The following is an 18,442-nucleotide window of genomic DNA, read 5'->3' on the forward strand; positions in this document are numbered from 1 at the left end:
CCATAATGTCAGATACCGGGGTGATTTCGGTGAATTTATGGAAAAAGGGCGACACTTTATAAACACACGTTTTCCATATGTATGCTCGGAGGGAGATCCTGCTGCGGTTTTTACGAAAGTTGGTGCGAGGGAAACACAAATTGAGCATTAAGTTACTCCGAAAAGGGTGCGCGGGGGAGATCATGTTGTGGTTTTACGAAAGTAGGTGCGAGGGAGATACAAATTGAGCATTAAGTTACTCCGAAAAGGTGGCGGCGAGAGACCATGCTGTGGTATTACGGAGGGGGGGGCACAAAACGAGCAATATGTTACTCCAAAAAGATGCGCGGAGGGATATAGTGTCGAGGTTTCGCCGAAAGTGCGCGGTGGACAAAATGATGCGCGTAGAAAAAGTGCTGCAGTTTCGCCTAAGAGGAGGCGGGAGCGCCGCATAACACAAAAATAAGCGCCCCCCGCAGAGGAGCGCCTACCATAAAAAAACGTTCAATTTACCATCTGCAGGATCGCTCTCGAGCAATCCTCCGGATTGTACCGCTGCAGCATATGCGTCAAAATTTCGCGCCGCTCGACGACGTCGCTGTATTGCGTCACCAGACGGTTAAACCAATAATCGATCGTATCGTGCGATTTCAGCTGTTCGCCGAACCCGTTGCTGGTGAAATACTGCGCGTTCTCTTCCTCCTGGCCGGGAATCGGCTTATGGAACAACATCGGCAGCCCCTTCGCCAGCGCTTCGGTGCAAGTCATTCCTCCCGGCTTCGTAATCAGCAGGTCCGATACCTCCATCAGCTTATCCACCTCGCGGGTAAAGCCGATCAAGCGGACGTTCTCGTGCTGAAACGCCGAATCCTCCATCAAGCGCGAAAGTGTCTTCTCATTGTTGCCCAGCACGAATATGAATTGGATCTTATCGCGCCACTGCAGCATATACCGCATCAACTCTTCTTGGTTCATCAATCCCCAACCGCCGCCCATCACGAGCACGGTCGGCATTTCCTTCAAGCTGAGCGATGCGCGAATTTCCTGCTTGTCTTGCTGCTTCCAAAAATTCGGATGAACGGGAATGCCCGTCACGCGAATTTTGGCGCTGGGGATGCCGCGCTCCATCAGCTTCGTCTTGACCTCGGGCGTCGATACCAGGTACCGGTTCGTCTCGGACGAAATCCACGTTCCATGGGCGTCGTAGTCGGTGATGACCGTGCAGAGCGGCACCTCAAGCCCGGCACGCTTCAGCCGGGAAACGACCGTGTTCGGGAACGGATGGGTGCACACGACGGCATCGGGCTTCAACTGCCGGATAATTTGCGCGGTATGCGCGTAAAAAATCCGATGCAGCGCCAGCTGCGAAAGCTTGCCGAATTTCTTCTTATACTGAGAACGGTAAACCATGCCGTACAGCTTCGGCTGCGAGGTGACCGTTTTCTTATAAGCGTTGAAAATCAGCGGAAAAATGGTAGGATGCAAAAAAGTACCGAGCTCCAATACACGGGTTTGCACGGTAGGCGACATCTTTCGCAAGCTGACGGCCAGCGCGTGGGCGGCTTGCGTATGCCCGGCGCCGAAGCCTTCGGAAAGAATCAGTATTCGTTTCTTTCGACGCAATGGAAGGTCACCTCATCTCTACCTTATCTTAGTACAAGTATATTATCTCCATAAGTCCATTATTATCCTAATACAGCTACCGTTCCGAATGCGGTCAAACAGCCGACCACGCAGCCTGCGGCGACGTCGGAAGGGTAATGCAGCCCTAAATACATGCGGGAAATGCCGACGATCATAGCGAGCGGTACCAATACGAAGCCAAGCACCGGGGCGGCTACGACGAAGGGTGAAACCACGGAGAAAATCGCGGTCGTATGCCCGGAAGGAAATGAGTGGTCCTTCAACGGCTTGTCGCATGTAATCGTTTCGGGAAGGACAAGATAGGGACGCAGTCTCGGATACAATTTTTTCATGACGGCTACGGGAATATGGCTGAGCGCAAGCGCGACGACGGCCTGCAGGCCGATCTTGGACCACGGCAGCGGCGCAAACCACCAGATGCACAGCGATGCGGCGATCGTTGCGGTCGCCCCGCCGAGATGCGTTAGCCTGGCCAAGAAAAACCCGAGCACCGCATGATTGATTTTATGGTTAAACAAAAGGAACACGCGTTGGTCCTTTGCCTTTAACCAAGTGAATACGCGGCTCATACTTATTCGAGTTCCTCCTCATCCTGTCTGTCCTAATTGTATACGATGTTGAGCTAAAATAGAAAGCATATCTACAAAATCCATTGTAAAATACATTTGTTAACTAAAGATAAAGCGGGTCTTAAGATTTTTTTATGATTTATTTACTTGCATTTGCTACTGTGCAAACAATTGAATTTTACGATTAGGGCGACGATCGATTCTGAAGGAGGGACCTTTCGTGCGCGTAGCTTTGTTTACAGATACGTACTTGCCGGACGTAAACGGCGTCGCCAAGACGCTGGGCCGATGGGCCGGCTTTTTGCGAAAGAAAGGAATCGAATGCAAGGTGTTCGCTCCGACGGGTGAAGAACGGGCGGCAGTCCGGGAACCGAACTCGGTCGAACGGTTTTTCAGCCTGCCGTTCTTTCTGTACCCGGAATGTAAATTCGCAGTCCCCAACCCGATCCATATCAACAAAACGCTGCACGATTTCAAGCCGGACATCATTCATGTGGCGACACCCTTCAACTTAGGGCTTTACGGCAGCCATTACGCCCGCAAGCACGGTATTCCGCTCGTGGCGTCATACCACACGCACTTCGATCAATATGCGGAATTTTACAAGCTGCAGTGGATGGTGCCGTTATTCTGGAAATATATGCTATGGTTTCACGCCGATTGCCGCAAGGTATATGTGCCTTCGCCTTCCGCATTGGAGCATTTGAAAGAACGCGGGCTCAAAAATCTGGAGGTTTGGAGCCGCGGCATTCAAACCGAGCTGTTCCGCGATGATATTTGCCGCGAAGCCGCATTGCGGGAGTTCGGCATCGACCCTCGGAAATTCGTCGTGCTTTACGTCGGGCGGCTCGCACCCGAAAAGAGCATCGACGTGCTGCTTCAAGCGTTCGAAGCGGTGCCCGAGCCGGTCCGCAGCCGGATGGAGCTTGTCATGGCAGGCGACGGGCCGCTTCGGCAGGAGCTGGCGGAGGCGCAGTCCCGCCGCGGATTGCCGCTGCGTCTGCTCGGTTACTTGCACGGCGAGCGTTTAAGCAGGCTGTACGCCGGCAGCGACGTGTTTCTATTCCCGTCGGTGACGGAGACGTTCGGCAACGTCGTGCTTGAAGCGATGGCGTGCGGAACGCCGGTCATCGGCGCCGCTGCGGGCGGCGTGAAGGACAACGTGCGTCACGGCGCTACCGGGCTGCTGTGCCCGCCCGGCGATGCGGCGGCGTTCGCGCAAGCCCTCCTTACGCTGTATGACAGCCCTGGGCTGCTCAAAAGACTTGGCGCGGGCGGCAGGCATTATGCGCTTACTCAATCGTGGGACAGCGTATTCGAACGTCTGTTAAGCTCGTATCGCGGATTATTGGAGAAGGAGCAAACGGCGGGAGTCGTTTAGTCATGCTTCCGTAACATTTTGTAATCGTTTTGTCATAAAAAACCGAGGAATCGGCACAATAACATCATCAACAGCCTTGAAGGAGCGAGTCGGGCTTTACAGCGCGGCTCCTTTTTTTCAGGCAAGGGGGCAGCATGATGAATGGAATTGTGTTGATGGTGCAAATCGGTCTGTTTCTTGTCGGATTATATCAAATGACGATCTCCTTCTTCGGCTGGAGAATGGAACGGAAGAAGACGAAGCGCGAGCCCGCAAAGACGTTCGCGGTGCTCGTAGCGGCGCACAATGAGGAGAAGGTGATCGGCGCCCTCCTCGAAAACTTGAAGGCGATGGATTACCCGAAAGATATGTACGATATTTTCGTTATATGCGATAATTGCACCGATGCGACGGCGGATATCGCAAGAAGCCACGGGGTATACGCGATGGAGAGGTTCGACCGGACGCTTCGCGGCAAAGGGTTCGCCATCGAATGGATGCTCCGCGAGCTGTGGAATATGCCGAAAAAGTATGACGCGGTTGCGATGTTCGATGCGGACAATTTGGTGGAGCCGCAATTTTTGCGGGAAATGAATGACGATCTGTTGAACGGCTCGCGTGTCATCCAGGCGTATCTCGACACGAAAAATCCGTCCGATTCCTGGATCACCGCTTCTTACGGCGTTACTTATTGGTTTTGCAACCGGCTGTGGCAAATTCCGAGACGCCGTCTGAATATGGCGAATTTCCTCGGCGGCACGGGCATGTGCTTTGAATCGAAGCTGCTGAAGGAGATGGGCTGGGGCGCCACATCGCTCGTAGAGGATCTGGAGTTCACGATGCGCTGCGTCAAGCAAGGCGTCTATCCTACGTTCAATTACGACGCGAAGGTGTATGACGAGAAGCCGATAACGTTTCACGCCTCCGTACGCCAAAGGCTTCGCTGGATGCAGGGACACTTTGACGTCGCCCGCCGCTATTTCTTTCCGCTCCTTTGGGCCGGCCTTAAGGAAAGAAGCTTGACGAAAATCGATACGGCGCTATATTCTATAACGGTTTACAATGTATTATTCTCGTTTGTGTTCTCGCTCATCCTGCTTGCGGATCAGCTTCGGCCGGGCGAGCCGGCATTTCTGTCGATCTACGATTTCGTGCCGGCGACAGTCGGAATATTGTGCATGCTCGCGATTTATATGCAGTTTCCGCTGGCCCTTGCGCTGGAAAAAGTTACATCGTGGAAAATGTACGCCGCGCTCATCGCCTTTCCGCTGTTTTTGCTGTCATGGTATCCGATAACGATGCATGCTTTTTTCACGCAGAACAATAAACGATGGAGCCATACGCAGCATACGCGGGTGCTCCGATTGGACGATGTGCAGAAGCTGTAATCGGATGTTGACGTTCGCCAGGTTATGTGATATATTTTTGACTTGAGTTGGATTTACCGACTTGTTTGGCACAAAGCAGAAGCGCCCGCTTCTCACCTGCCCGATTGTGAATCGGCCGGTAACCGCCGTTGATTAGAATGCGACCCGATTATGTGTAAAGTACGCTAATTCGGAAGAACGCGGGCACTCATTGCGGTGCTCGCTTTTTTTATGATCTAATAGTAGGGTACGTTACTTTATTTGGGGGTGGCAAGCAATTAGCAGGGAACAGCATCAAATTAACGAAGAAATTCGTGCGCGGGAAGTCCGCGTTGTCGGTCCGGACGGAGAGCAGCTTGGAATTATGCAATTCCGGGATGCGCTGCAAAGCGCAATGGACTTGAATCTGGATCTTGTGAACATCGCTCCGACGGCGAAGCCGCCGGTCTGCCGCATCATGGACTACGGAAAATTCCGTTATGAGCAGCAGAAGAAGGAGAAGGAAAACCGCAAAAACCAGAAGGTTGTCGACATTAAGGAAGTTCGATTCAGCGCTACGATCGACGAACACGATTTCCAGACGAAATTGAAGAACGTCATCAAGTTTCTGAAGGACGAGGACAAGGTGAAATGCACGATCCGTTTCCGCGGCCGTGAAATTACCCATGCGAACGTCGGACAGAAGGTGCTGGAGCGCGTGGCGCAGGAAGTGGAGGAATTCTCCATTCAAGAGCGCAGACCGAAGCTCGAAGGCCGAAGCATGATCATGATTTTGGCGCCGAAGTGATTTTACCGGGGCAACATTTTCGTGTGAGCATATACATTGTGTGCTTCAAGAGATTTTACGAAACAATTAGGAGGAGCAACAGACATGCCAAAAATGAAAACGCACAGTTCCCTGAAGGACCGTTTCAAGGTTACGGGCACAGGCAAAGTAAAGCGTTACAAAGCATACAAAAACCATTTGCTTTCGGGTAAATCCGCCCGCCAAAAGCGCGGTTTGTCCACGCAGCCGCTTCTGCACTCCGGCGACGTAGCCCGCATGAAGCAGCAATTGGCTAACCTTAAATAACATTTATAGCTTACATTTCGACTGACCAGAATATTTAGGAGGGTTTACCTATGGCAAGAGTTAAGGGCGGGTTCGTCACTCGCCGTCGTCATAAAAAGTTTTTGAAGCTCGCGAAAGGTTACTTCGGCGCGAAGCATCGCCTGTTTAAGAAAGCACACGAGCAAGTGATGAAATCCTTGCTTTACGCATACCGCGACCGCCGTCAAACAAAGCGCAACTTCCGTAAGCTTTGGATCGTGCGGATCAACGCTGCGGCACGCATGAACGGCTTGTCCTACAGCCGCATGATGCACGGCTTGAAGCTTGCCGGCGTGAACGTAAACCGCAAGATGCTTGCGGACCTTGCGGTGAACGACATCAACGCATTCAACACGCTCGCCAGCAAAGCGAAAGAGAAAATCAACGCGTAACTTTGGTTTGCGCGACAAAGGACTGCCCTGCGGGGCGGTCCTTTTTTTGATCGGCCCCGGGCGGGCAATGCGCTGCTTCGGCGGCAAGCATAGCAGCAACCGCCGGCCGCCGCTGGAACCGGCCACGTCGGCTGTTCGCCGCTGGGACCCCCCAACCTCTTCGCTCGGCTGTTCCCATAGCTAACGGAAGCGAATGTCCGCTAAAATGGGCTAGTTTACATAATTCGGCAATGTAACGGAAGACGTTGTCCGCTAACACGGCCTTTCTTATGATTTTTTGGACTTTTCGGCAAATTAGCGGTCAGCTTGTTCCGTTATGTCGCGAGATTCCGCCATTTGCGGCGAATTAGCGGACACTGTGTTCCGTTAATCCGCTCGGCGCACAGCAAACATGCACGGGATCGGCAGGAAACCGGTAAGCGCTGCCATAAATTATCTGAAAAATTGACCTTGACTCATCCTTTGCTCGAACATATAATAATCTCTAAGCAAAATGAACACACTGTTAGTCAGTTACATCGGAATCTGCAATGAAGAGGACGAAGCGATAAGGGCTCTTATGAACAGAGAGCGTTAGGAACGGCTGAAACCGGCGCCATAACCCCGTATACGCGAGCTCACCTCGGAGCTGTTCTCCTGAAACGCAATGCAGCGCTTTAAGGCTGTAAAGCTGAACTTCGGTGACGTCAGATGATGTCATACGCAGAGTCAGCCCGCCGCCACATGCTTTGCCTATTAGGGAGAATCGGATTGGCACACGTTACCGTGCTGCAGTTACGCTCGCAAGCGCACGCTCGATGAAGAGCCGCGCGGCGCAACTGACGGAGGCTGCCATCGTAAGATGGCCGCGAACTTTGGGTGGTACCGCGAAAGATAACCCCTTTCGTCCCATTTCTCACCGTAATGATCGGTGGGGAGGGATGAGAGGGGTTTTTTAATTATATCGAATGGAGGGGTCACTTGTGAGCGTACAACAACTTAGTAGCGCGAAATTGGACAGTGAAGAGCTGCGCAGTCGTTTGTTGAAACCCGATCTGATTTCCGGGTCGGAAATTTTGCTTCGTTCCTTGCTGCTGGAGGGTGTGGAGTGCGTCTTCGGTTACCCTGGAGGTGCTGTCCTTTATATTTATGACGCAATGCACGGAAATCCCGATTTCAAGCATTTGCTGACGCGTCATGAACAAGGGGCAATCCATGCGGCGGACGGATACGCGCGTTCTACCGGAAAGGTAGGCGTTTGTATCGCAACGTCAGGTCCGGGCGCGACGAACCTGGTAACGGGGATCGCCACGGCGTATATGGATTCCGTGCCGCTAGTGGTCATCACAGGCAACGTCGCTACGAACTTAATCGGAACCGACGCATTCCAAGAAGCGGACATTACCGGCATTACGATGCCGATTACGAAGCATAGCTATCTCGTGCGCGACGTGAAAGATCTCGCCCGCACGATTCGCGAAGCGTTCCACATTGCGTCCACTGGGCGCAAAGGTCCGGTATTGATCGACATTCCGAAGGACGTATCCGCGCATTTGACGGAGTTCCATTTTCCGGAGGAAGTGAGCATCCGCGGCTACAATCCGACGGTCATGCCGAATAAAGGCCAAGTCAACAAGCTGCTGCAAGCGATCGAAGAGGCGGAGCGGCCGGTCATCCTGGCGGGCGGCGGCGTCGTTTACGCGGGAGCGCAAGAAGAGCTGATCGAATTCGTCAATAAGACGCAAATTCCGGTTACGACCACCTTGCTCGGTTTAGGCGGATTCCCGAGCGGTCACGAGCTGTGGATGGGAATGCCGGGCATGCACGGCACATGGACGGCGAATACGGCGCTGCAAAGCTGCGACTTGCTGATCAGCATCGGCGCGCGGTTTGACGACCGCGTGACGATGAAGCTGTCCGAATTCGCGCCGCACGCGAAGGTCGCGCACATCGACGTCGATCCGGCGGAAATCGGGAAGAACGTCCCGACAGCCATTCCGTGCGTCGGCGATGTGAAGATGGTGCTGGAGGTTGCCAACGAGAAGGCGCGTCCGGCCAAGTCGAAGGATTGGATTACGCAAATCCAGCAATGGAAGAAGGAGCAGCCGCTGCGGTATAAAGATTCGGATACGGAGCTGAAGCCGCAATGGGTCATTGAGATGCTTCACGAGACGACCAATGGCGACGCGTTCGTTACGACCGACGTCGGGCAGCATCAGATGTGGGCCGCTCAATACTATAAATTCAACAAGCCGCGCAGATTTATTTCCTCCGGCGGCCTTGGCACGATGGGCTTCGGCTTCCCGGCGGCGATCGGCGCGCAGGTGGCAAATCCCGGCGAGGTCGTCATAGCGATTAACGGCGACGGCGGCATGCAAATGTGCTCCCAAGAGCTTGCGATCTGCGCAATCAACAACATTCCGGTCAAAATCGTCGTCATCAACAACACGGTGCTCGGCATGGTCCGCCAGTGGCAGGAGCTTATTCACGGAGAGCGGTTCAGCCACATCGATCTTGCGGGAAGCCCCGATTTCGTGAAGCTGGCCGAGGCGTACGGCGTGAAAGGGCTTCGGGCGACCAACAAAGAAGAGTCCCGGGCCGCTTGGGCCGAGGCGTTGGCGCATCCCGGACCGGTGCTTGTCGAATTCACGGTTCGCCGCGATGAGAACGTGTATCCGATGGTGCAGGCGGGAACGCCTCTTCACGAAATGATATTGGAGGATGAGGAATGAATACGACACGGCATACGATTTCCGTTCTTGTCAACAATCAGCCCGGCGTCCTTCAGCGGGTATCCGGATTGTTCGGCCGCCGCGGCTTCAATATCGAGAGCATTACGGTAGGAACTTCGGAGGAGCCCGGACTGTCCCGCATGATTATCGTTACGACGGGCGACCATGCGACCGTCGAGCAAATCCAGAAGCAGCTGTATAAGCTGATCGACGTGATCAAAGTCATCGAGCTGAGCGCGGGACCGATGGTTTCCCGCGAGCTCGCGCTCATTAAGGTCAATGCGGAGCCGAGCGCACGTCCGGAAATTCTCGGCGTCGTCGATACGTTCCGCGCGAGCGTCGTCGATATTTCGCCGAACACCTTGATCGTGCAAGCGATCGGCGATACGGCGAAGATTGACGCGATCGTCGAATTGATGAAGCCGTACGGCATACTGCAGCTAAGCCGCACCGGGGTAACCGCGATGGCCCGCAGCATGTAATGCAAGACGCAACCACCTACGTGATTTCGCTCCAACCGGGGCATTTCAAATAGCTATATAATTTTAGGAGGAATCATACAAATGGCAGTAACAATGTATTACGACAATGACGCAGAACTTAGTGTATTCAAAGGCAAAACGATCGCGGTAATCGGATACGGCAGCCAAGGCCATGCGCAAGCGCAAAACCTCCGCGAAAGCGGCGTGAACGTAATTATCGGTCTTCGCCAAGGCAAATCGTGGCAAAAGGCCGAAAACGACGGCTTCAAAGTATTCGAGGTTGCGGAAGCGACTCGTCAAGCCGACGTCGTTATGATCCTGATGCCGGACGAAACGCAAGCGAAAGTATATAACGATGAAATCGCGGCGAACATTAAGAGCGGCGCAGCCCTCATGTTCTCCCACGGCTTCAATATCCATTACGGCCAAATCGTGCCGAAGAGCGATATCGACGTGCTGCTCGTAGCTCCGAAATCGCCGGGTCACCTGGTGCGCCGCGTATACGTTGAAGGCTTCGGCGTACCGGGACTCATTGCGATCCATCAGAACGCTACCGGCAAAGCGCAAGAAATCGGCCTCGCTTATGCGAAAGGCATCGGTTGTACCCGTGCAGGGGTTATCGAGACGTCCTTCAAAGAAGAAACCGAAACGGACTTGTTCGGCGAGCAGGCGGTACTTTGCGGCGGCGTATCCCACTTGGTGAAAGCAGGCTTCGAAACGTTGGTTGAAGCAGGCTACGCTCCTGAAATGGCATACTTCGAGTGCTTGCACGAGCTGAAGCTCATCGTCGACTTGATCTATGAAGGCGGCCTTGCTACGATGCGCGACTCCATCTCCAACACGGCGGAGTACGGCGACTATGTCACAGGACCTCGCATCGTAACGGACGAAACGAAGAAAGAAATGAAGAAAGTGCTTGCCGATATCCAAACCGGCCGATTCGCACGCGACTTCATTCTTGAGAACCAGTCCAACAAAGCGTTCATGACGGCAACCCGCCGCAACGAAGCGGAGCACCAAATCGAGCAAGTCGGCCGTCAGCTTCGCGAAATGATGGCTTGGATCAAGAAGTAACAACAAGCTCGAACGCTTGAATCGCTTCATCCCATAAAGTAAAATGAAAATAATGAAAAACGTCGAAGAGGACCAGTAAGATATTTCTTGCGCTCAGAGAGCTGCTGGACGGTGCGAAGCAGCCGCGGGAGATGTCCGAACTCGCCTCGGAGTTGCCCGCTGAACTTATGCTTTAGAGTAGGCGGAGCCGGAACCTGACCGTTATGTACAGGAGGATACAGGATCACATTCGTCCTGGATTCGCTGAGCGCATATCCCTATGCGGATATGAAGTCGGAGTGGTACCGCGTAAGATGATAAGTCTTTCGTCTCCTTGTTATAGGAGGCGGAAGACTTTTTTTATGACGATCCGAAACGAAAGGAAGGGAAATCGTATGAAAAACGTTGAGAAATATTCCAGAGGATACTTTATGCCTCCCAAACAGAGCTTGAAGTGGGCGCAAAAAGAGTACATTACCGAAGCCCCGATTTGGTGCAGCGTCGACCTGCGGGACGGCAATCAGGCCCTCATCGTGCCGATGAACCTGGAAGAGAAGCTGGAATACTTCCAAATGCTCGTCGACATCGGGTTTAAGGAAATCGAGGTCGGGTTCCCGGCCGCTTCCGAAACGGAATTTACGTTCCTGCGGACGCTGATCGAACAAAATTTGATTCCGGACGACGTCACCATTCAAGTGTTGACCCAATCGAGGGAGCATATTATTCGGAAAACGTTCGAATCGCTCAAAGGCGCCAAGCGGGCGGTCGTTCACCTTTATAATTCCACCTCCTTGGCCCAGCGCGAACAAGTATTCCGCAAATCGAAGCTGGAGATTATCGATATCGCCGTGGAAGGCGCCAAGCTGTTCCTGGATTGCGCGGCAGAAACCGAAGGGAATTTCCAATTCCAGTATTCGCCGGAAAGCTTTACGGGAACCGAAGTCGATTTCGCGCTTGAAATTTGCAACCATGTGCTGGACGTGTGGCGTCCGACGCCGGACAACAAGGTAATTATCAACCTTCCGTCCACGGTTCAGATGTCCATGCCGCACGTCTATGCCAGCCAGATCGAATATATGAGCGAGAACTTGCGCTACCGGGACAACGTCATTTTGTCGCTTCATCCGCATAACGACCGAGGTACGGGCGTTTCGGACGCGGAGCTCGGCATGCTTGCAGGCGGACAACGGGTGGAGGGCACGTTGTTCGGCAACGGCGAGCGCACCGGGAATGTGGATATCGTCACACTTGCCCTCAATATGTACTCGCACGGCGTCGATCCGAAGCTGAACTTCCACAATTTGCCCGAAATTTTGAAAGTATACGAGCGATTGACAAGAATGCGCGTCGGCGAGCGTCATCCTTACGGGGGTGAACTCGTATTTACGGCGTTCTCCGGCTCCCATCAGGATGCGATCGCGAAGGGCATGAAGTGGCGCGAGGAGCAAAATCCTCCTTACTGGAGCGTTCCTTACCTGCCGATCGATCCGCTGGATATCGGACGGGAGTACGAAGGAGACATCATTCGCATCAACAGCCAATCCGGTAAAGGAGGCGTCGCGTTCGTCCTTCAGCAGAAATACGGGCTCGACCTGCCGGTCCGCATGCGCGAATCGTTCGGATATCGGGTGAAGGATGTGTCCGACAAGCAGCAGAAGGAGCTGCTGCCGGAAGACATTTTCGGAATATTCAAGGAATCGTTCATCAACGTGAATGAACCGGTTTCTTTCCTTCGATACCATTTCGAAAAGAGCGACGACTACAGCACGATCGTGACGGTACGAATCGACGGCGAGGTTAAAGAGCTTGCGGGCAACGGCAACGGAAGGCTTGATGCCATCAGCAACGCACTGCAGACGAATCTGGGCATTTCGTTCACGAATTTGATCTATAAGGAGCATGCTTTGGAAATCGGCTCCGGTTCGCAAGCGATCTCCTATATCGGGATTACCGACGCGAGCGGCAAAGAGCACTGGGGCTCCGGAGTGGATGCGGACATTATGACCTCCTCCGTCAAAGCGCTCTTCAGCGCCGTCAACAACATGATACGTCAGTAATTTTCTTATAGCCTCAACCTATAAACATCATAGATTCTATATCTTATCTTTCGGTTCGCTTTTATGGTACAACGAGAGTAACGAAAAACTTTGATTATTTGCAGGAGGGAATCCATCGTGGCAATTACGAAAAAAATCGCGGTTATCGCCGGCGACGGCATCGGGCCGGAGGTCGTAGGGGAAGCCATTAAAGTCATTCGGAAAACGGAGGAGCTGTTCGGCTTCAAGTTTGAGCTCGAGCACGGCTTGTTCGGCGGGATCGCCATCGACGAGCGCGGCACGCCGCTGCCGGACGATACGCTTGCAATGTGCAAGAATGCGGATGCGGTATTGCTCGGAGCCGTCGGCGGCCCGAAATGGGACAGCAATCCGAAGGAGCTTCGTCCGGAAACCGGGCTGCTCGGCATCCGCAAAGCGCTCGGCCTGTTTTCCAACATCCGTCCCGCAGTCGTATTCGACTGCCTGATCGATGCGTCGACGATTAAGCGCGAGGTGCTGCAGGGCACGGACCTGATCGTCGTTCGCGAGCTTACGGGCGGCATCTACTTCGGGGAAAAGTTCCGCCGCGAAGGTCCGAACGGTCAAGAAGCCGTGGATACTTGCGTATACAGCGAAATGGAAGTGGAGCGAATCGTTCGCCAAGCATTCGAGATCGCCATGAAGCGCGGCAAGCGTCTGGCTTCCGTCGATAAAGCGAACGTGCTGGAGTCGTCCCGTCTGTGGCGCGAAGTCGTAATTCGAGTCGCAGCCGACTATCCGGAGGTCGAGCTGGAGCACGTATTGGTCGATAACTGCGCGATGCAGCTGCTTCGCCGTCCGACCAGCTTCGACGTTATCGTTACGGAAAACATGTTCGGCGACATTCTTTCCGACGAAGCGGCGATGCTGACCGGTTCGATCGGCATGCTTTCCTCCGCTTCGCTCGGCGAAGGCAGCTTCGGCCTGTATGAACCGGTTCACGGATCCGCGCCGGACATCGCGGGGAAGGGCATCGCCAACCCGATCGCAACGATTTTATCCGTCGCGCTTATGTTCCGCCTTACGTTCGGGTGGGAAGAGGCGGCTGCCGCAATCGAGCGCGCCGTTAAGGAAGTATTGGACGCCGGTCACCGTACAGGCGATATTGCAACGGACAAAGAAACCGCGATCGGTACGACCGCAATGGGCGATTTGATCGTTGCGGCTTTGAGAAAATAAAAACGCATGGATTATATAACATCAGACAGCTTACGGCTGCGGCGAACGGGAGACGACGATCTCCCGTTCGTCGTGGAAGCCGAAAATCATGAGGACAACCGTCATTTCGTATCGCAGTGGCCGACGGTGCGGCATCGAGCCGTGCAGTACAGCAAGGAGCATGCCCATCTCATCGTCGAGACCCTTGACGGAGCGAGAGCGGGTTATGTCATACTGGGCGGACTCGGCGATCCGAACGGCTCCATTGAACTTACGCGTTTGGTCATCACAGAGAAAAACCGCGGATACGGCCGCGAAGTATTGCGCATGCTGAAGCAGTGGGCTTTTCGAGTGCAAGGAGCGCACCGCCTTTGGCTCGACGTTCGCGAACATAACGCGCGGGCGCAGCATGTTTATCGTACGGAAGGCTTTACGGTGGAGGGCGTTTTGCGCGAATGCGTAAAAACGCCGAACGGCTATGAATCGCTCATTGTGATGTCGATGTTGGAGTCGGAATATTATTAATTAGAATAATTATTAAATTATACTGACTACATATTGACTTCATTTTCCGCCGATGATAAGATGAAAACCGTGGGCAGTACAGTACCAAGCAATAGAAATTTATGTAGGAGGTAGTTGTAATGGCAGAACGTTTAGTAGGCAAAAAAGCTCCGGAATTTACCATGGAGACTGCTTTAGGCAACGGCAAAGATTTCGGTAAAGTTTCTTTGTCCGATTACAAAGGCAAGTGGCTTGTGTTTTTCTTCTACCCGCTTGACTTCACTTTCGTTTGCCCGACCGAAATTATCGCGCTTAGCGACGCATACGAGCAATTCAAAGATCTTGATACGGAAATTCTCGCTTGCAGCACCGACAGCGTGCATTCGCACCGCGCATGGCTTAACACGCCGCGCGACCAGAACGGTCTCGGCCAGCTGAACTACCCGATCGCTTCCGACTACACGAAATCCGTCGCTCGCGACTACGGCGTGTTGGACGAAGAAGCAGGCGTGGCGTTCCGCGGCTTGTTCATCATCGATCCGGAAGGCGAATTGAAGTATCAAGTCGTTACGCATAACGACATCGGCCGCAGCGTTGAAGAGACGCTCCGCGTGCTTCAAGCTCTCCAATCCGGCGGTCTTTGCGCAGCTAACTGGAAGCCGGGCCAAAAAAATCTGGTTGCGAAGTAATTCGGCGACCGCAGCATAAAAATCCCTTCCGATCGGCGTCAATCGCCGCATTCGGGAGGGTTTTTTTCGTTCATTTAAGGTATAATATGGTTTGTTGGATTTCCTGAATAAGGGAGTGTTGCTATGCCGATGCGGCTAAGAACAGAGCTGCCCGAATTTCAAGGCGTAACCGAGTGGGTGAACGGCGAGGTCGCGAAGTCGGAGCTTGAAGGCAAACCGGTGCTCGTGCATTTTTGGGCGGTCAGCTGCTACATGTGCAAGGAGAGCTTGCCGCTGATGAACGAATGGCGCAAAAAATACGAACAGCAATACGGACTCAGGATGATCGGCGTCCATATGCCGCGCTCCGAAGCGGATACGGACATTGCCGCCGTGAAAGAGACGATCGAGCAGTACCATTTGGAGCACCCGGTAATCGTCGATAATGAGCATGCGGTGACCGACGCGTTCCAGAACGAATTTGTTCCGGCGTATTATTTATTTGACGGGAACTTGCAGCTGCGGCATTTTCAGGCGGGAGAGAAAGGGCTTTCGATGGTGGAGCAGCGCATTCATAAAATTTTGGGCACGAATGAAGGAACAAAGGCGTAGCCTTAGGCTTTTTATACATAGGAGGAGGCAGGCAGAAATTATGAACGTACCGGCAGAGCTGCGTTATAGCGAAGAGCACGAATGGGTAAAGGTTGAAGGAAATCAAGCGACGGTCGGCATCACGGAATTTGCGCAAAACGAGCTTGGCGACATCGTCTTTGTCGAGCTTCCGAAGGTGGGAGATGCGATTTCGCTCGGGGATCCGTTCGGAAGCGTAGAATCGGTCAAAACCGTATCCGAGCTGTATGCGCCGGTTTCCGGCAAGGTGGTTAAGGTGAATGAGGACTTGACCGGGGCTCCGGAGAAGATTAACGCATCGCCGTACGGCGACGGCTGGATGATCGTGGTGGAGATGGACGATGCGGAGGAGCTGAACAAGCTTTGGTCCGCCGATAAATATAAGGAAACATACGGCGAGTAAGCTTCGGCCGGACGAGGGATGGACCCTCGTCCGGTATTTTTGTTTTTTGTGCGGGTATGGTTTCCGAACTCCTTATAACCGCTATCCCCGTCGCTCAGCCTTATGACCGTTATCCCCGTCGCTCAGCCGTTTCGTACCGGCTTAGAGTTCATTATTGAAGGGTATGCCCATTTTTGAGCCGTTTTGCCGCGGAAAAGAAATGTGCTTCTGAGTGAAGGGGATAGTGGTTAAAAGGAGCCGGCGAGAGTAATGAGCATAGATTTCCGAAAATAAGGCGGTTTCACCTCACTATTTCACACAGCCGTGCCGGTTTTTGCGAAATAGTGAGGTTATACCTCGCTATTGCCTCGTTCCTCCACGGTTCCACCTGACTCAACCGTTCCCTTGCACCCCGCCCCCAAGCTTCCTATATTTGTCGACGTACTTTCGGACCGCCAGCACGAACGTCGCGTGCGACCACGTAAGCGGAGCGACCGACACCGGGCTCCCGTCGTAAGGGTCGAGCTGCTCCGACAGTACGCCGCTCTCCATCGCCTTGCCGACGACCCATTCCAGCGTGCGCCGCGGCGATGCCAAATCTTCCGGCGATGCGGCGGCTTCAATCTCGTATTCCGCCACCCAAAGCGTGCAAATGATCCACGGGTTTCCGGGCACGACCTCCAAGTCCGACGAACGTTGAAAATAGTAATCCTGGTAGTACCGCGCAATGCCGCCGACCGGCGTTTTGACCGACAATCCCTCTTTGACCGCCTGCATCGTTCTCCGGACCCGATCGTCCGACGCAGGCAGCACGCCGAATTCAAATATGCCGTACACGCTGCTCTCCAGCGTCATGTCCTTATGCCACTTTCCGTCCTTCATGTACAAACCGCGGGCGAACCGTCCGCTGTCCTCATCCCATAGATGCTCCATAATGCCGCCCTTCAGCCGCCGAGCCGCCTGCTCGTATCGCTCGCACCGCTCGTCGTCGCCGAACAAGCGGGCGAAGCCGGCGGCCGCCGTCAATCCGCCGTATACGGCCGAAGCGGTGAACGTGTAAATCCCATACCGCTCCTCCCACAGATCGTAGCTCGGCTTCGGAAGGTGAAGCTCCGGGTCCATATACGTGTTTAAAAACCGAGCGGCCCTGCGGATCAAGCCAGGGTAAAGCGACTGGGGCAGCTCGATGTCGCCGTGCCGGACGTAATCGTGCCATAACGCAAACAAGACGAGCGCGGTTTCGTCCTCCTGGATCGGCAGCTGCTGGCGGCCATGATTCAAGTACGGGTGCCAGGAGGAGCCGACCGTGCCGTCCGGGTTATATTTGTGCTGCAGGTAGCCGTCCTCCGTTATCGCTCTGGCGCAAAAATAAAAAAACGGCGCGATCATCCCCTGATAACCCGCCATCGACATCGCGTACGCGACAAGGGCGCCGTCCCTCGGCCACATATAGCTGTAGTGGTCCCGGTTGAATTGAAGAATGTCCGTATCGTTGGCGGCGATGACGGCGCCTCTCTCGTCGATTTGCGTCCGGACGATGAGCAGGCTTTTCCGGTACATGCCTACAATGTCGGTCCCCAAATCCGCAAAATCTTGTTCGGCCTTCGTCACCCAGCGCTGCCAATAAATTTTGGCCCGCTCCAGCAATTTGCCCGGGCCGCTCTCCTTCACGTACCGGTCGAGCCGCTTGACTTCCTCCAAATTTTCGCCGGCCGTCATCCAATAATACATCGTTTGCGCTTCTCCCGGAGGTACGTACAATCGGAACGAAACGGTGCTGTCCACCGAGCCTTGGGCGATCGGATTGCCCATCAAATGGCCGTCTTCCGCATCTTTCCATGTCCCTTCGGCTTGATGAAACCTTTTGACCCCTGTAGTATATTGATAAATACCTTCTTGACCGGAGGAGCCGTTAAACATAAAATAATGGTCCCGCTTGTAATGGAATACCGTGTGATTCGCCGGGTAGTAGGCGGCCGTGTCGCCGACCTCCGTTTCGTCGATCACCAGGTCTTGATGGAAGAACAAGCGGATCTCCCGCTCATATTCGTACTCGTTCCGGACGGTAAAGCGCCGGATAAATATATTTTCCCGCTGGTGAACGCCGTCGTTCATATGAAGCGTTATACCGAGCCGCGGGTTGTAAGCTTTCACGCGGGTTACGAGAGAATCGTCTTCGTAGGCGAGCGAACGCTCCCATTCGCCGTCGCCGAGCCACGCGAAGCTTCCCTCCGCCCAGATGCCGACACGGCAGCAGTAGCCGCTCACATGATTGAGCTGTCCGACATATGGATAATACAAGTCTCGAATATACGAGTTCCGGTCCAGGTTGATCAGCATTTTTCCGTTGCCCGTCACCAGGTGCCTTGGCACTCCAC

17 protein-coding genes and 1 other annotated feature are annotated in these 18,442 nt (G+C 53.8%); of the genes, 14 read left to right on the forward strand and 3 right to left on the reverse strand.

Features of this window, described 5'->3' with window-relative positions; all coding sequences use genetic code 11:
• Positions 1-483: 483 nt before the first annotated feature.
• Positions 484-1,602, reverse strand: coding sequence for an MGDG synthase family glycosyltransferase (locus PT964_RS10935; RefSeq protein ID WP_274363386.1), 1,119 nt, complete (start codon positions 1,600-1,602; stop codon positions 484-486).
• 62 nt (positions 1,603-1,664) lie between these two features.
• Positions 1,665-2,192 carry a phosphatase PAP2 family protein gene (locus PT964_RS10940; protein WP_274363387.1) on the reverse strand — a complete coding sequence of 176 codons (528 nt, stop codon included), beginning with the start codon at positions 2,190-2,192 and terminating at the stop codon, positions 1,665-1,667.
• Positions 2,193-2,412: 220 nt separating this feature from the next.
• Here PT964_RS10940 and PT964_RS10945 point away from each other — a divergent pair, with 220 nt between their 5' ends.
• From PT964_RS10945 to gcvH, 14 genes are all read left to right on the forward strand, one after another.
• Complete coding sequence (locus PT964_RS10945; protein WP_274363388.1) at positions 2,413-3,573, forward strand: glycosyltransferase family 4 protein; 1,161 nt, start codon at positions 2,413-2,415, stop codon at positions 3,571-3,573.
• A gap of 134 nt (positions 3,574-3,707) precedes the next feature.
• A complete protein-coding gene (locus tag PT964_RS10950) occupies positions 3,708-4,940 on the forward strand; it encodes a glycosyltransferase family 2 protein (protein WP_274363389.1) in 1,233 nt (410 codons plus the stop codon).
• Positions 4,941-5,196: 256 nt separating this feature from the next.
• Complete coding sequence (gene infC, locus PT964_RS10955) at positions 5,197-5,706, forward strand: translation initiation factor IF-3 (RefSeq protein ID WP_274363546.1); 510 nt, start codon at positions 5,197-5,199, stop codon at positions 5,704-5,706.
• Between the two features lie 84 nt (positions 5,707-5,790).
• Entirely contained in the window at positions 5,791-5,991 is a 201-nt protein-coding gene (gene rpmI, locus PT964_RS10960) for a 50S ribosomal protein L35 (protein ID WP_274363390.1), read from the forward strand.
• A 50-nt stretch (positions 5,992-6,041) separates the two neighbouring features.
• On the forward strand, positions 6,042-6,401 hold the full coding sequence (gene rplT, locus PT964_RS10965) for a 50S ribosomal protein L20 (protein WP_274363391.1): 360 nt from the start codon (positions 6,042-6,044) through the stop codon (positions 6,399-6,401).
• 962 nt (positions 6,402-7,363) lie between these two features.
• Entirely contained in the window at positions 7,364-9,112 is a 1,749-nt protein-coding gene (gene ilvB, locus PT964_RS10970) for a biosynthetic-type acetolactate synthase large subunit (RefSeq protein WP_425262701.1), read from the forward strand.
• The gene (gene ilvN, locus PT964_RS10975; protein ID WP_274363392.1) at positions 9,109-9,594 is read left to right on the forward strand and encodes an acetolactate synthase small subunit; all 486 of its coding nucleotides are present in this window, start codon (positions 9,109-9,111) and stop codon (positions 9,592-9,594) included. Before ilvB ends, ilvN begins: the two co-directional genes overlap by 4 nt.
• An 81-nt stretch (positions 9,595-9,675) precedes the next feature.
• Positions 9,676-10,668, forward strand: coding sequence for a ketol-acid reductoisomerase (gene ilvC, locus PT964_RS10980; RefSeq protein WP_274363393.1), 993 nt, complete (start codon positions 9,676-9,678; stop codon positions 10,666-10,668).
• A gap of 53 nt (positions 10,669-10,721) precedes the next feature.
• Positions 10,722-10,984, forward strand: a binding site (T-box leader).
• A gap of 58 nt (positions 10,985-11,042) precedes the next feature.
• A complete protein-coding gene (locus PT964_RS10985) occupies positions 11,043-12,704 on the forward strand; it encodes a 2-isopropylmalate synthase (protein WP_274363394.1) in 1,662 nt (553 codons plus the stop codon).
• 117 nt (positions 12,705-12,821) lie between these two features.
• Positions 12,822-13,901, forward strand: a complete 1,080-nt coding sequence (gene leuB, locus PT964_RS10990; protein WP_274363395.1) for a 3-isopropylmalate dehydrogenase — start codon at positions 12,822-12,824, stop codon at positions 13,899-13,901.
• A gap of 6 nt (positions 13,902-13,907) precedes the next feature.
• Positions 13,908-14,405: a GNAT family N-acetyltransferase gene (locus tag PT964_RS10995; protein WP_274363396.1), complete on the forward strand. Its 498-nt coding sequence runs from the start codon at positions 13,908-13,910 to the stop codon at positions 14,403-14,405.
• A 119-nt stretch (positions 14,406-14,524) separates the two neighbouring features.
• On the forward strand, positions 14,525-15,073 hold the full coding sequence (locus PT964_RS11000) for a peroxiredoxin (RefSeq protein WP_274363397.1): 549 nt from the start codon (positions 14,525-14,527) through the stop codon (positions 15,071-15,073).
• Between the two features lie 129 nt (positions 15,074-15,202).
• The gene (locus tag PT964_RS11005; RefSeq protein WP_274363398.1) at positions 15,203-15,664 is read left to right on the forward strand and encodes a redoxin domain-containing protein; all 462 of its coding nucleotides are present in this window, start codon (positions 15,203-15,205) and stop codon (positions 15,662-15,664) included.
• A 40-nt stretch (positions 15,665-15,704) separates the two neighbouring features.
• On the forward strand, positions 15,705-16,085 hold the full coding sequence (gene gcvH, locus PT964_RS11010) for a glycine cleavage system protein GcvH (RefSeq protein WP_274363399.1): 381 nt from the start codon (positions 15,705-15,707) through the stop codon (positions 16,083-16,085).
• Positions 16,086-16,457: 372 nt separating this feature from the next.
• Here the strand turns inward: gcvH and PT964_RS11015 are convergent, their stop codons facing one another.
• Positions 16,458-18,437 (reverse strand): glycoside hydrolase family 15 protein, encoded by a 1,980-nt coding sequence (locus PT964_RS11015; RefSeq protein ID WP_274363400.1) that lies wholly within the window; start codon positions 18,435-18,437, stop codon positions 16,458-16,460.
• Positions 18,438-18,442: the final 5 nt, after the last annotated feature.

This window comes from Paenibacillus thermotolerans (genome assembly GCF_028745515.1).
In the GTDB taxonomy this organism is placed as follows: domain Bacteria; phylum Bacillota; class Bacilli; order Paenibacillales; family YIM-B00363; genus Paenibacillus_AE; species Paenibacillus_AE thermotolerans.